The 14,017-nt window shown below is 69.0% G+C and carries 12 protein-coding genes; 2 read left to right on the top strand and 10 right to left on the bottom strand.

Translation table 11 applies throughout. The features are described from left to right. The first annotated feature begins 85 nt into the window (after positions 1-85). Positions 86-808 (top strand): SDR family NAD(P)-dependent oxidoreductase, encoded by a 723-nt coding sequence (locus F5972_RS15285; RefSeq protein ID WP_191910136.1) that lies wholly within the window; start codon positions 86-88, stop codon positions 806-808. 31 nt (positions 809-839) lie between these two features. On the opposite strand, the gene F5972_RS15290 is transcribed toward F5972_RS15285, so the two are convergent. After that, on the bottom strand, positions 840-1,538 hold the full coding sequence (locus F5972_RS15290; protein ID WP_150934159.1) for a TioE family transcriptional regulator: 699 nt from the start codon (positions 1,536-1,538) through the stop codon (positions 840-842). 90 nt (positions 1,539-1,628) lie between these two features. On the opposite strand from F5972_RS15290, the gene F5972_RS15295 reads away from it, so the two are divergent. Further along, positions 1,629-2,786: an erythromycin esterase family protein gene (locus F5972_RS15295; RefSeq protein ID WP_150934160.1), complete on the top strand. Its 1,158-nt coding sequence runs from the start codon at positions 1,629-1,631 to the stop codon at positions 2,784-2,786. Between the two features lie 22 nt (positions 2,787-2,808). Here F5972_RS15295 and F5972_RS15300 read toward each other — a convergent pair whose 3' ends face one another. The 9 genes from F5972_RS15300 to F5972_RS15345 all read right to left on the bottom strand — a co-directional run bounded on the left by F5972_RS15300 (position 2,809) and on the right by F5972_RS15345 (position 13,889). Then, the gene (locus F5972_RS15300) at positions 2,809-3,261 is read right to left on the bottom strand and encodes a VOC family protein (RefSeq protein WP_150934161.1); all 453 of its coding nucleotides are present in this window, start codon (positions 3,259-3,261) and stop codon (positions 2,809-2,811) included. Between the two features lie 79 nt (positions 3,262-3,340). Next, positions 3,341-4,162 (bottom strand): alpha/beta fold hydrolase, encoded by an 822-nt coding sequence (locus F5972_RS15305; RefSeq protein ID WP_150934162.1) that lies wholly within the window; start codon positions 4,160-4,162, stop codon positions 3,341-3,343. Positions 4,163-4,181: 19 nt separating this feature from the next. Further along, a complete protein-coding gene (locus tag F5972_RS15310; protein WP_150934165.1) occupies positions 4,182-4,751 on the bottom strand; it encodes a DJ-1/PfpI family protein in 570 nt (189 codons plus the stop codon). A gap of 741 nt (positions 4,752-5,492) precedes the next feature. After that, positions 5,493-5,645 (bottom strand): hypothetical protein, encoded by a 153-nt coding sequence (locus tag F5972_RS15320; RefSeq protein WP_225311510.1) that lies wholly within the window; start codon positions 5,643-5,645, stop codon positions 5,493-5,495. A 292-nt stretch (positions 5,646-5,937) separates the two neighbouring features. Beyond that, the gene (locus F5972_RS15325) at positions 5,938-7,866 is read right to left on the bottom strand and encodes a ThuA domain-containing protein (protein ID WP_150934163.1); all 1,929 of its coding nucleotides are present in this window, start codon (positions 7,864-7,866) and stop codon (positions 5,938-5,940) included. 200 nt (positions 7,867-8,066) lie between these two features. Continuing rightward, positions 8,067-12,185 (bottom strand): ThuA domain-containing protein, encoded by a 4,119-nt coding sequence (locus F5972_RS15330; RefSeq protein ID WP_150934164.1) that lies wholly within the window; start codon positions 12,183-12,185, stop codon positions 8,067-8,069. Positions 12,186-12,204: 19 nt separating this feature from the next. Continuing rightward, positions 12,205-12,432: a hypothetical protein gene (locus F5972_RS15335; protein WP_191910137.1), complete on the bottom strand. Its 228-nt coding sequence runs from the start codon at positions 12,430-12,432 to the stop codon at positions 12,205-12,207. A gap of 54 nt (positions 12,433-12,486) precedes the next feature. Further along, positions 12,487-13,056 (bottom strand): DJ-1/PfpI family protein, encoded by a 570-nt coding sequence (locus F5972_RS15340; RefSeq protein ID WP_150934165.1) that lies wholly within the window; start codon positions 13,054-13,056, stop codon positions 12,487-12,489. Positions 13,057-13,151: 95 nt separating this feature from the next. Next, a complete protein-coding gene (locus F5972_RS15345; protein WP_150934166.1) occupies positions 13,152-13,889 on the bottom strand; it encodes a GntR family transcriptional regulator in 738 nt (245 codons plus the stop codon). Positions 13,890-14,017 lie beyond the last annotated feature (128 nt).

A 14,017-nucleotide genomic window follows, 5' to 3' on the forward strand; every position in this document is an offset into this window, starting at 1 on the left:
CCCTAAGCTCGATCAAAGTTGACGAACATTTACACGATCTGACAGATGTTCGAAGATGCCGGGGATCCGGGAGAGAGGAAGCACGATGCCTGGAACCGTCCTGGTGACCGGAGCCGCGTCGGGAATCGGCGCGGCGACCGCGCGACGCCTGCACGAACGCGGCTGGCGGGTGTGGGCGGCCGATCTCGACGAAAGCGGCTTGGAGCGACTGGACTCCGAGATCGTCAGCCGGGCGATCGACGTGGCCGACGAGGCCGCCGTCGAGTCGCTGCTCCACGAGCTCGGGGAGGCCGAGGGGCGCCTCGACGGAGTCGCGGCCTGCGCGGGGATCGGCTACACCGCTCCGGCCCCCGAGACGTCCCCGCAGGCGTTCGACGAGGTGCTGAACGTCAACCTGCGTGCCGTCTTCGTGCTGGCCCGGGCGGCCCTGCCGCTGCTCGCGCGGTCGTCCGCCCCCTCCTTCGCGGCGATCGCGTCCGAACTCGGGACGGTCGGCGCTCCCGGGCTCAGTGCGTACAGCTCGTCGAAGGCGGCGGTGATCAACCTCATGCGCGTCCTCGCACTGGAGAACGCCGAGCAGGGAATCCGCTTCAACGCCGTGGCGCCGGGCGGCACGAGGACACCCATGCTGGAGCGGGAGCAGGCGCGCCTCGGCAAGACGCTCGCGGACTCGGCGGCGAACATTCCGCTCGGCCGGCTGGCGGAGCCCGCCGAGATCGCGTCGGTCGTCGAGTTCGTGCTCTCGGCCGACTCCTCGTTCATGACGGGCAGCGTGCTGGTCGCCGACGGCGGCTACACGGCCAGGTGAACCGGCGTGGCCTGTTTCGAAGGTCTCCGGTTCAGGTGTCGCGGGTCCGGAGGTAGGCGTCCAGGTCGGCGGCGCCCCTGAGCATGGCGCGGCCCCGGGCGGACAGGCGGGCCTGCCAGTCACCCAGGGCCGACTCCAGCGGAGCGACCCCTCCGGCGGAGCGGACCTGGGCGATCAGCGGGGCGATCTGCTCCAGCAGGTAGCCGCCCCGCCTGAGCTGGTGGACCAGCCGGACGTCCCGTACGTCGGCGGCGCCGTAGACCCGGTAACCCGTCCGCGGGTCGCGCCGCGGCCGGACCAGCCCCGCGTTCTCCCATTTGCGCAGGGTGGCCGGGCGGAGGCCGAGTCTTCTCGCCAGCGGGCCGATGAAGGTGTCGCCGTTGAGGGTGTCGCCGCGTTCCTGCGGCACGGGCGCCAGGTCGTGGAGGGCGGCCTCGACGGCCTCCAGAGTGCGGCGGTCGTCCAGGAGCCGGGCGTGGCTCTCGTCGACGATCCGCAGCGCGTCCTCGGTGGCGCCCCGGTTGACCGCCTGCATGATCGACGTGGCCGTCTGGTGACCGTGCCCGGGCACGAGGGAGAGGAACGCGCGCAGCGCCCGCGCGTGCAGCGGCGTGTAGACGCGGTAGCCGGAAGGGGTGCGCCCGGCGGCGGGCAGGATCCCGGCGTCCTCGTAGTTCCTGACCGCCTGGGTGGACAGGCCGTGCTCCCGCGCCAGGTCCACCGGCCTCATGGATACATCTCCGATTGAAGGTCCGTCGCTGATCAGCAGAGCCGAGCGGGGAAAAGTTTACATCGAGGGTTCAACGATACCGTCGAAGGCATGGATATCAAGGACACGGCCCGGCCGCTCGACGGCGCGGGAGTCTCGGCGTTCCTCCGGTCGCTGCCGGCGCGGCCCCTGCTGCTCGGCCTGGGTGAGGCGAGGCACTTCGTGGGCGAGCTGGGCGAGGTGCGCAACGAGGTCTTCCGGCATCTGGTCGAGCACGAGGGCTACCGGTCGTTCGCGATCGAGAGCGACTGTCTCATGGGCCTGGTGGTGGACGACCACGTCAGGACGGGCGCGGGCGACCTCGACGACGTCATGGAACGCGGCTTCAGCCACAACTTCGGCGCGTCGGCCGCCAACCGGGAACTCGTGCGCTGGATGCGCGCGTACAACGAGGAACACGACGAGAAGCTCCGGTTCTTCGGATTCGACGGCCCGCTGGAGTATTGGGCGGCGAGCCCGCGCGAGGCGCTCACCGCCCTGCACGCCCTCCTCGACGGCCCGCTCCCCTGCGCTCCCGAGGAGCTGGACGAACTGCTCGGCCCGGACGACCGGTGGTCGGACGAGGCCACGGCCAGGGATCCGGCCCGGTCGATCGGGCGGTCCGCCGACGCCCGGCGGCTGCGGCTGATCGCCGACGACCTGGTGGCGCTGCTCGAGACGCAGGTCCCGCGGCTGAGCGCGGACGACGGGGAGCGGGCGGCACTGTACGCCCGCACCGCCGTCGGCCTGCTCCGCTACCACCACTGGATGGCCGACGCGTCCGAGGCGCGGTGGACCCGCCTGTCGGCGCAGCGAGACGCGATGATGGCCGCCAACCTGCGGGCCGTCGCCGGCCACGGCCCGGCCCTGGTCTTCGGCCACAACCTCCACCTGCAGCGGAACAGGAGCGTCATGCCGCTCGGCGACCAGACGCTGGAGTGGTGGAGCGCGGGGGCCATCGCCGGAGCGCACCTGGGCGACCGGTACGCCTTCCTCGCCTCGGCCCTCGGCACGACCGGCGACGACGCCCCTCCCCCGGACACCGTCGAGGGCATCCTGTCCACGCTCCCGTGGGACCGCTCTCTCGTCGACGCCCGCCGCCTGGCCGAGGCCGTCACCGAACCCGCACCGCGCGTCTCCCGGGATTTCCGCTACTTCCCGCTCGACCCGGCCCGGCTCGACACGATCGACGGCGTCGTCTTCCTCAGGCAGGCGGTCGAGCTGGGCTGACGCGCTCGGGGACCTTGCTCGCCTACGTGGCGCAGAACTCGTTGCCCTCTGGGTCGAGCATGATCCACCAGTGACCGGCGGGGCCTCTGTCCACCTCGCGGACGCGGGTGGCTCCGAGGCCTTCCAGCCGCGCCACCAGGGCGTCGAGACCGCCGGGCTCGCCGTGCACGTCGATGTGCAGGCGGTTCTTGCCGCCCTTGCCCTCGGGCACGTCCTGGAAGAGCAGCCGCCGCCCGAGCCCGACGCCGCTGGTGGCGTCGAAGGGGTCGTCGGGGTGGCGGATCGCGGCGTAGCCGCGGAAGATCCTGCGGCCGCCGTGCTCGGCGGCCGCCTCCGCCGGGAGGTGACCGGCGGCCAGCAACTGCCCGACGAGCGCGCTGGGATCCTCCACCTCGTAGCCCAGCGCCGCGGCCCAGAAGTCCGCCAGCACGGGCGCGTTCACGCTGTCGACGACCAGCTTCCAGCTCAATACCATGTAACTGGTTATAGTAGTTACACGAGTTCGGGCGCAACCCGCGGCATCACGACGACGGGCCGCGGACCTGTCGCAGCGATCAGTGACCTCGTTCCCGGCCGAGGAAGCACGACAGGAGTCGCCTGAACTCGTGCGGGTGCTCGAGCGCCGGCACGTGCCCGCATCGGCCGAGCACGTGCAGACGGACATCGGCCAGGTGTTCGAGCAGGGGCAGGGCCGCCGTCCCGAGCGGGGTCAGCCGGTCCTCGGCGCCGTGGACGAGCAGCACGGGCGCGCGGACCCCTGCCAGCGTTCGCGCCGAGAGGGTGAGGTCGTCGGCCCAACGTGCCCTGGGCGGAGGGAACAGCGACGCGTATGCGGCCGCCCCCGCTTCCATCGCGGCCGCACGGGCAGCGACGGCCGACTCGGTCACGAGCGTCTGGTCGAAGACGAGGCGACTCAACATGTCCCGCGCCCCGGGCGGGCCGGCGGGGGCGGCCCAGACCGCGTCGAGGTCGGCGGACAGCGGCGCCCCGGGGGCGCCCATCGTCGAGACCGCCACGACATGGGTGACCTGCTGGGGACGCGCGGCCGCCAACGCCAGCGCCACGGCACCACCCATGGAGTGACCCACCACGGCGTAGTGCTCGGCACCGAGAGCATCCATCAGGCCCGCGGCCTGCTCCGTCCACAGCCGGAGCCCACCCCTGGAGCCCGGCGGGATCGGCGTACGGCCGAACCCCGCCTGGTCGGGAGCCACCAGGTGCCAGGACGTGCCCAGCGCCTCTGCCGTCGTCGCCCAGGCTCCGGATCCGGTCGTACCGGGTCCGGAGCCGTGCAGCATCAGCACCGCGGGCCCCGTGCCACTCTCCAGGACGTGGACGGGGGAGCCGTCGACGGTGACGGTCCGAAGAGTCGTCACCGGAACAGCCCAGGCGTGCTCATGCCGATGCGGAGTTGACGGACTTGGAGAAGACCTCCATCATCACCCTGCCGAACTGCGGCATGTCGGGCCATCCGCGGCAGGAGACGAGGTTTCCGTCCACGACGTCGGGAGCGTCGATGACCGTCGCGCCCGCGTTCTCCATGTCACCGGTGATGGGGGGGAAGCAGGCCGTCTTGCGGCCCTTCAGCAGCCCGTACACCGCCGGCACCTGTGCGCCGTGGCACACCAGCGCGATCGGGAGGTTGCGCGCGAAGAAGTGCTCGGTGATGCGCCTGACGTCGGCGTCGGTCCGGATCCACTCGGGGGCGCGTCCCCCGGGGATGATGAGGGCGTCGTATCGCTCGACGTCGACCTCGGCCCAGGTCACGTCGACGGGCAGCTTCCGGCCGTTCTTCTCCACGTAGGCGTCGGAGTTCGGGTCGAACTCGTGGATGACGAGCTGAATGTCACGCATCGTCCGTGACGAGACGTCGACGTCCCAGCCGCCCTCCTGCACGCGATAGTAGGGATACATGGTGTCGAGCTCCTCGGCGGCGTCGCCGGAAAGGAGCAGCGCTCTGGGCACCTGCTTCTCCTCGCATCTGGGGCAGGGTGAGGTGGATCGATCCGATCCGATCCAATCCGATCCGATTGGGCTAGCATTCCTTGGCCCAGCCCGCCCGTCAAGCTTTTCCGCCATTCCGTCCGCGTCCTTGATCTCGTCGCCGGCATTCGCCGCAGACCGGCCACCTGCTTGGAGGATGCGCGTTCGGCGGATCGGCGTCTGCGAGACCCCCGGCTCTCGCGCCAGGACGTCGATCGTGACGCGCGAGCCAGGCTCGGTAGCACTGCGGGGAAGTCCTCCAGTGATCGCCGGAAGCCGGTTTTGAGGACTTCCAGCATGTGAGGCGGGCGACGGCCCGCTCCACCGCGGCCCGGATGCGGCGCATGGAGCCAGGGCATGGGTCGCCGACCTCCGCCAGGCGCCCGGACAGCGTGGCGACCTGAACGTTCTGCCCGCAGTACCCCTTCTTGTCGGAGTACACGCCTTCGATCGAGATCTTGCCGTAACGCGAACAAAACCATCACCAACGCCGTATACAGCGGCAGCACCCGGGGCCGACCCCGTCGAAGCCTCCCACTCGACCATCCGCGCCAACTGCTCGTACGGCCAGTCAACTTGCTCTTGATCAAGACCGGTCATGCGCTCGCTGCGCGGCGGCCGGCCATCGGTCGTCTTGATCCGAATGATCAATCATTCAGGCCGCCGCTTCCGGCCCCGACACACCCGACAGCCCCAACAACCTCCGACTCACCGACCGTCACATCAACAGACGCGACAGCCGGGTTTCGGGAAGTCCTCCAGCTGTCCGAGCAGCGTGTCGTCCACCTCGTCGGCAAGCCGGCCGCGAGATCTTCCCGGCGGCGTTCCGCCCGTCATGGCCCCACGGCCCCGCGCGATCGTCGCTTCGTCGTCCATCGTGACGTGAGGTCCCTGCTAGCGTCTTCGCGAACCTGTTGACATCGGTCGCAACGCTGCTGCAGCTGAACGACCACTCGGATCGTATAGGAAAGGTGACGGATGCTAGCCATCCTGCACCATCGCGGAACCGCCTGCCAGCGCCCTACTTCGACCGCCTAAAGCTCCCCTACGGCGCGGCGTACTCGTGAGGCCGGTCTGCGGGGCGGCACCCGCGACAGCCCGGATAGTGGTGCGCTACAGCGTCAGCGCGGCGGGAGCGGCGATCCACCGCCCCCGCCGCGTGAACGGGTCAGCGGTTGAGGTTCTGCATCCACTCCCGCAGCGCGCGCGCCTGCCGCGCGAGCTCGGAACGCGCCGCAGCGTCGCCGGAGGCCTTGTCGTTAGCCAGGTCGACGATCGAGTTCAGCGCCGGGATGGCGGTGGTGTACTTGGTTGCCAGGTAGCTGTCCCGCGCGATGTCCAGGGCGGCATCGGCGGCGTCCGCGGCGTCCGCGGTCAGCAGCCCGGCCGCTCGGTCGGCCTCGATCAGCAGGCTGGTCTCGCGGAAGGACGAACAGTTGGCGCCCGTGCGGTCGGCGGTCGTCTCGATCCCGCCGAGGATGATCCGCATGAACGAGTCGTCGTAGTACTGCGTCCGGAAGTGGCCGAGGATGTTCGAGAACGCCTTGCCACCGCCCCAGTTCTGGCACCACGCGATCGGGTGGTCTCCGTTCATCAGCCGCAGCGGGTTGGTGGCCGCGTTGCCGCTGTTGAGGCTGCGCTGGTAGCTGTCCTCGTTGAGGCTCAGCAGCGTGTGCACGTCGGCCCGCATGTTGCGGTCGAAGTTGTAGAGCTCGTCGACCGTCATCCACCGGTCAGGGAGATGCGCGGTCGCCGGGTGCGTGTTGTCCTCGGTCACCACCTCGGTGTGGATGCAGCTGCCGCACTGGCCGAACCCGTTCTGGCCGTTCGGATGGTTGGTGAAGAACCCACCGACGAGGTTGCCGTACCACGGCCAAGTGCGGATCTCGAACGAGTCGGCGGCGCCGTGGATGCCGACATAGCCGCCGCCCTGGTTCATGTAGGCCTCGAAGGTCGGCTGCTCGGTGGTCGGATCGAGCGGGCCCGGGTGCCCGACGTTGGACTCGAAGACGATCGTGTCGTACTGCTTGAGCGTGTCGAGGCTCAGGAACGGGCTCGTGGGCAGCGTGACGGTCGGGAGTTGCGGGTCGTAGACGTCGACGTTGAAGTTGTGCGCGATGCCGAGCTTCTGGATCGCGGCCACGGTGTGCGGGATGTGGTCGTGCCGGAAGCCCGTCGTCCTGGAGAAGACCAGGACGTTGTAGTCGGCGTCCGGGTTGTGCGGGAGCGGGGCGAGCACCGGGTCCGGGATGAACTTCGGGCCCTCCGCGGGCTCAGACTCGAGGCCCGTCGCGGGCTCCGGCGCGAGCCGGCCTTTGAGCTGGTCGATCAGGTAACGCGCGTCCCCCACGAGTGTGCTGCGGGCCGAGCCGGGCGCGATCCCGTCGCCGGCGATCGACACGAACTCGTTCAGGACCTGGCTCGCGCGCTTGGCCGAACCGGCGTCGGCGAGCCCCTTCGCCTCGTCGAGCTTGGCTTGGAGCGCCGCGCCGACCTCCGCCGGGACGCTGCCGGCGGTCACGAACCGGGTGATCAGCGTGCCGACGTCCGCGAACGATGTCGTCACGATGAACGTCTGCGTGTACTTCGCGCTGTTGGAAGCAGCGTCAGAGAGATGCACCGCGAGCATGTGCACGCCGAGCGACAGGTCGGAGGTCTGCACCGGCAACGGCGGGACCAGCTTGCCGTCGAGGTACATGTTCAGCACAGCCACTCCGCCCGAGCCGGGGGCGGGGTCCGTGCGCGTCGGGATAAGTGTGGCGACGTGACCGACGTGACCGTCGGTGATCGCCGGGTACGACGCAGCCGGCGCGCGCGTGTCGATCCGGACCGAGATCGAGCGGAACGCCGCGACGTTTCCGGACGTGTCGACCGCGCGGTACCGGACGCTGGTGTTGCCCTCCTGCGTGATCACCGCCGACGCCGTGGCCGACGCCGGCGCCCCCTCGACGGGCACGTCGATGTAGGCTGCGCCGCCGTTGAGCGAGTACTGGAACTTGGCGATGCCGACGTCGTCGGTCGCCGACATGTTCAGCGTCACCGAGCCGCGGTACCAGTTGTTCTGGCCGGTCGGCGCAGAGGGCGACAGCGTCGCCACGTTGATCGTCGGCGGTGTCGTTTCCTCTGCCCACGACGGTGCCGCGGGGATGAGTGCGGCCGCCGTCACGCAGGCGGCCACTAGCGATGCGCGAAATCTTCTTCGCATGAGTGTCTTCTCTCTTGCCGCTATGCGGACGGGTTCGCTAGGCGCCGACGCCCGTGCCGACGAACTCGGGTTCGTCGGCACGGGCGGGTTCGCTAGGTGCCGATGCCCGCGCCGACGAACTCGGCCCAGTTGAGGTTGAACAGGTTGCCGCCCGTGGCGCCACCCGTGACCGAGCGGAACACCAGGAACAGCTCATGCGTCCCGGACATCGAGACTGGGAACGTCTGGCTTGTCCAGGTTCCCGTCCCGCCGGTGGACACGAGGTTGGCCGTCGTCAGGATCGGCCCGGTGATCGAGTCCTGATGGACCTCGATTGCCGCCAGCGGCGACCCGGGCGTGCGGCCGGTCGCCGCGTCCGCCACGCGGAACGTGATCGAATCGATGTTGGTCAGGTTGAATGGGCCGTTGAGCTGGAGCCAGTCGCCCGAGCCCAGGCTGCCGCGGTGCACACCGCCGCCGCCGTCGGTGTTGTTCGCCGTGTTGGTGCCGGACTGATTGACGACGAACTCCACCTCCTGGTGCTTCTGGCGGATCTGGTGCTGGCCGGTCGTGGTCAGCTGTGGGACGCCGCCCGGACCGCCGTGGTCGGTGTAGCGCGCCTGGACCACGCCGGAGACGTTGCCGCCGTGTGAGACGTCGTCGGCCTCCGTGTGAAGCACGCCCGAGCAGCCGTTGACGGACTCCTCGGCGTGGCCGTGCGCGTCGTGGCCGAGCACGAACGTCACCTGCACCTCGGAGCAATTCACCGTCCCGTCCTCGGGGTCGGTGACCGTGACCGAGAACGGGATGTCGTCGCCGAACGCGAACGTCCCGCCCTCCACCGGCGTATTGACGACCACCGTCGGGCTCGTGTTGCCCACGGTGATCACGGTGCTGGTCGAGGTCTGCTTGCCGGACGAGTCGAGCACGGTCAGCACGGCCGTGTAGCGGCCGGACTGCGTGTAGGTGTGTGCCGGGTTCGGGTCGGTCTCGATCGCCGAGCCGTCGCCGAAGTTCCACTCGTAGCGGATCGAGTCGCCGGGATCCTCATCCAGCGAGCCGGCGCTGGAGAAGTTCACGGTCAGCGGCGTTGAGCCGTCGGTGCGGTCCGTGGTGAGCACGGCCTTCGGCGCGCGCTTGCCCTTGACGTACTCCCACTTGTACATGCCCGCGTCGGGGCTGATGACGTTGAACCCGTTGCCGTAGGTCAGCATGTAGAACGCGCCGTCAGAACCGAACTGCAAGTCCATCGGGTTGTCGCACTCGAACCGGAACCTGCCTGCTCCGGCGTTCGCACGGCTGCCGCAATCCAGGAAGTTGTTGATCTTCTGGACGTGGTTGTTCTGCTTGTCGAGCTTGACCTCGCGCAGCGTGTCCTGCGTCCACTCGCTGATGATCACCGAGTCGTCGTAGTAGGGCGGGAACTTGTTAGGGTTCGGGTTCTCCGGGTCGTAGTGGTACTTCGTGACCCCGTGCGGACCGACGCCGCCGGTGTAGAGCTCAGGGAACAGCCGCGGGCATTCGGTCGTCGAGCCGGGCGCGATCGGGCCCGGGGTCGGCGCGTAGTAGGCCTCGCACGGGGTGCCGAGCGGCGCGCTCGTGTTGTTGTCGCGGTAGGAGTACCAGATGTCCGGGTCGGTGACCGGCGGGACGTCCCTCAGGCCCGGCTCGACCGTCGGACCGCCCTCAATGTTCCACAGCGAGTCGTTGCGCTGCGTCGGCCCGTCGCAGTCGAACTTCTGAGCCGGGTTGTTCAGCGGCGTGCCCGCGGTGGTGGTGCCGGGCGCGAACTCGTGGAAGTTCCACTCGTAGTGCGCGAGGTCGCGCTTGTAGCACGTCGGCCAGCCGTAGTTGGACGGCTTCCGCACGATCTCGTAGCGGCCGGTGCCCGACGGGCCGTGCGAGCGCTGCGGTGTCTGGGCGTCGGGCGAGTAGTCGCCGATGTAGGCCACGTCGTTCTCGTCGACCTGGATCCGGAACGGGTTGCGGAAACCCATCGCGTAGACCTCCGGCCGCGTCTTGGCCTGCGGCGCGCCCGCGACCAGCGGGAACAGGTTGCCCGACGGGATCGAGTAGGCGCCCGTGCCGGAGCCGAAGTCGACCTTGTTGGCGTCGGCGGCGGAGATGTTGCCGTCCTTGACCTTGATCCGCAGCACCTTGCCGCGCAGGTCGTTGGTGTTCAGCGCGGTGCGGCGCGAGTCACCGGTGAGCCGCTGATACCAGCCGCCCGCCTGCGCCGTGTTGGTGGCGATCGCCGGCGTGGCGGTGCCGGTCAGGCCGGCGCCGTCGGCGGTGATCTGCGGCTGATCGGACTGCTGCTTGCCGCGGCGGAAGAACACGTTGACGTTCGACGTGTTGACCGGGCCGCCGCTGGTCTGGATCTCATCCGCCTCGATGTTCGAGAGCGCCTCGAGCGCCGCGTCGATCGCATTGCGATCCGCGTTCCACGCGATCGGCTCCGTCGTCTGGCCCTCGAAGGTCAGCGTGAACGTGCCGCCCGTCGCGTTGGTGACGCGCACGGTCTGCTGCTCGTCGGTCTTCTGCGAGTTGTACGGCCCGTAGCCGCCGGCGTTGATGCCGCCCGCGGGCGTGTCATCGCCGGTGACCATCCAGAGGTTGCCGTGCTTGTCGAAGTCGATGTCGCCCCCGACGTGGCAGCACTCCTGGCGGTTGACCGGCACGCGCATGATCTGCTGCTCGGAGCCCATGTCGAGGTGCGCCGGCGTGCTGTCGGTGGCGTCGACGAACTTGAAGCGGCTGAGCTGGAAATAGCCCACGTACGGATCCCACGCGGTCTTGGACGCCGCCACGTTCGGCGGATTGGTGTTCGGCGTGATCTGGGTGACGACCGATCCATCGCTCAGCTTGACGTCGGTGACCTCCTTCGGCGAGTAGTAGAGGTAGACCCACTTGTTGGTCGCGAAGTCGGCGTCGACCGCCGGGCCATAGAGCCCGTCCTCGCCCGCGGAGTAGATCTGCTGCGTCATCGGCAGGCTCGGATCGGCGAAGTTGGCGACGACCGTGGTGACGCCCGTGGTCGAGTCGTGCATGCGCAGCGAGCCGAGGCGGTCCGTCTGCAGCACCCGGCCGTCCGGCAGCTGGTCGAAGCCGATCGGCTCCTGCAGGTTCGGCGGCGAGCCGATCTTCGTCTGCTGGTAGTTGGCCAGCACGGTCGCGCCGCAATCGCTGTAGGCCGGGTCGGCCTGGCCGGCGGCCCAGCCGATCGCGCCCTTGAGGTGCTTGGTGAGGCCGGCGTCGAAGCTCGCGGCCGTGTTGCCCAGGCCGGTGTAGAACGAGCGGCCGCCCTCGAAGTCCTTACACCACGAGACCGGATGATCGGCGCCCATCGTGCCCCCGGCGATCCCGTCGAGGTCGGCGCCCTGCGGCTGCGGCCCGAACGGGTCCTCGACGACGGTGGCGAGGACGTGTGACACACCGCGGACGTTCTTCGCGAAGTTGTACCAGTTGTCGGTCCGCGACCAGAACTGCGGCAGATTCTTGCTCGCGTCGTGGACGCGGTCGGCGACCTTCACGTCACCCGATTGCACGTCGGTCTTGCCGGACGCACGCGTCCCCAGGAGGTCAGTCAGGAACGACCAGGACTCGTCGGTCTCGACCGCCGAGCCGACGCCGACGAAGCCGCCGCCGTCGCGGAAGTAGCTCTCGAAGTTCGCGCGTTGCGCGTCCGTGAGCGGGCTCGCGAGACCCGTGTCCAAGAACACGACCGCGCGGTACTGCTTCAGCTTCTTCTCCGTGAAATGGTCGCCCACGTCAGCGGGCCCGGGCGCCACGACCGTGAATTCACCGGGTTTGGCCGCATCCCGGATCGCGGCCAGGCCGGCCGACGACACCGCGTCCTGGGTGCTGCGCACCACGAGCACCTTGAAGCCGGCGTCTGGTGGTGCGGCCTTGGCGGCAGGCGCGGACGGCTGCAGCAGCGCCGCTGGAGCGACCTTGAAAGCGGGCTCAGCCGCCGTAGGGGCCTCGGCGCTCACCGGCGTCGCGAGGAGCGTGATGAAAGGGGCGACGAGGGCCAAGGCCATCGTGGTCGCGGTGCGACGTCTCGGGCGTCGTCCGTTTTCTGGCAGGGCTGCGTCGAGCAGCCTGGCCCACGTTCGATGATGTGGTGACATGAAAACCTTCCTGACTGGGGGGAGGTCAGGCAAGGCGCGCGCCGTCGCGCTTATTGCCACTTGGCGGTAGCAGATGTTGCGGTTGCTGGAGGGTGCCATCTCCAGGTCTGTGGAGCCGTCAGTAAGGTGCCGGCCTGGGTAAATCCATGATCGTGGTCGGGTCGTCGATGATGTGGTTGATCACCATGCTCGCCGCGCCATGGGAGGCGGCGCCGAAGCCGAGTGTGGAGACGACGAATCGGCACTGGGCGGCTGGACCGGCTACCACGAGCCGTTGCAGCCGGTCTTGTGCGTGTGGCGGCAGCCACTGGGCCGGCGAGGCGAAATAGCCTCCGACGACGATCACTCGCGGGTTGAACAGGTTGGCCGGGATCGAGTCACCGAGACCGGCCAGGTGTGCTCATGCCGATGCGGAGTTGACGGACTTGGAGAAGACCTCCATCATCACCCTGCCGAACTGCGGCATGTCGGGCCATCCGCGGCAGGAGACGAGGTTTCCGTCCACGACGTCGGGAGCGTCGATGACCGTCGCGCCCGCGTTCTCCATGTCACCGGTGATGGGGGGGAAGCAGGCCGTCTTGCGGCCCTTCAGCAGCCCGTACACCGCCGGCACCTGTGCGCCGTGGCACACCAGCGCGATCGGGAGGTTGCGCGCGAAGAAGTGCTCGGTGATGCGCCTGACGTCGGCGTCGGTCCGGATCCACTCGGGGGCGCGTCCCCCGGGGATGATGAGGGCGTCGTATCGCTCGACGTCGACCTCGGCCCAGGTCACGTCGACGGGCAGCTTCCGGCCGTTCTTCTCCACGTAGGCGTCGGAGTTCGGGTCGAACTCGTGGATGACGAGCTGAATGTCACGCATCGTCCGTGACGAGACGTCGACGTCCCAGCCGCCCTCCTGCACGCGATAGTAGGGATACATGGTGTCGAGCTCCTCGGCGGCGTCGCCGGAAAGGAGCAGCGCTCTGGGCACCTGCTTCTCCTCGCATCTGGGGCAGGGTGAGGTGGATCGATCCAATCCGATCCGATTGGGTTAGCATTCCTCGGCCCAGCCCGCCCGTCAAGCCTTTACGCCATTCCGTCCGCGTCCTTGACCTCGTCGAACAATCGCCGGAACCGCTCGCCGGACCGCAGGATGTGCTGGCGCATGGCGTAGGCGGCGGCGTCGGGGTCACGCGCGGCGATCGCGGCCAGGACTTCTTCGTGCTCGGCCATGGCCAAGTAGGTGACCTGGGTGTCGTGGAGAAGCCGGAACAGGTGCACGTGCGTGTGCAGGCGAGCGAGCGCTTCGCGGATGACCTGGTTCTCCGCGCTCAGGGCGACGAGATCGTGAAAAGCGGCGTCGCGTAGCCCGAAGGCGCCGTAGGCCATGAGCCCGTTGCCACCCCCCTCCAGCTCCGCCATCTCCTCCAGCATTCTCCGCAGGCCGGCCACCTGCTTGGAGGATGCGCGTTCGGCGGATCTGCGCGCCGCCGCCGGCTCCAGGAGCAGGCGGAGCTCAAGCATGTCCTCGAATCGCTGACGGGTGATCTGGGGGGGAATGCGATAGCCGGCGTGGGGCACACGCACGACCAGGCCCTCGGCCTCCATGCGGTTGAGAGCGTCTCGGATCGGCGTCTGCGAGACCCCCAGCTCTCGCGCCAGGACGTCGATCGTGACGCGGGAGCCAGGCTCGATCCGTAGCGACATGAGCTGTCCGAGCAGCGTGTCGTACACCTCGTCGGCGAGCCGGCCGCGAGATCTTCGCGGCGGCGTTCCGCCCGTCATGGCCCCACGGCGCCGCGCGATCATCACTTCGTCGTCCATCGTGACGTGAGACCTTTCTTACGTTTTCGGAAAGCTGTTGACTTCGGTCGCAACGCTGCGGGATGTTGACGCCCCCACTCGGATCGTATAGGAAAGGTGGCGGATGCCAGCCATCCTTCACCCTCGCG

The sequence above is a fragment of the Microbispora cellulosiformans genome (genome assembly GCF_008728085.1).
Taxonomy (GTDB): Bacteria; Actinomycetota; Actinomycetes; order Streptosporangiales; family Streptosporangiaceae; genus Microbispora; species Microbispora amethystogenes.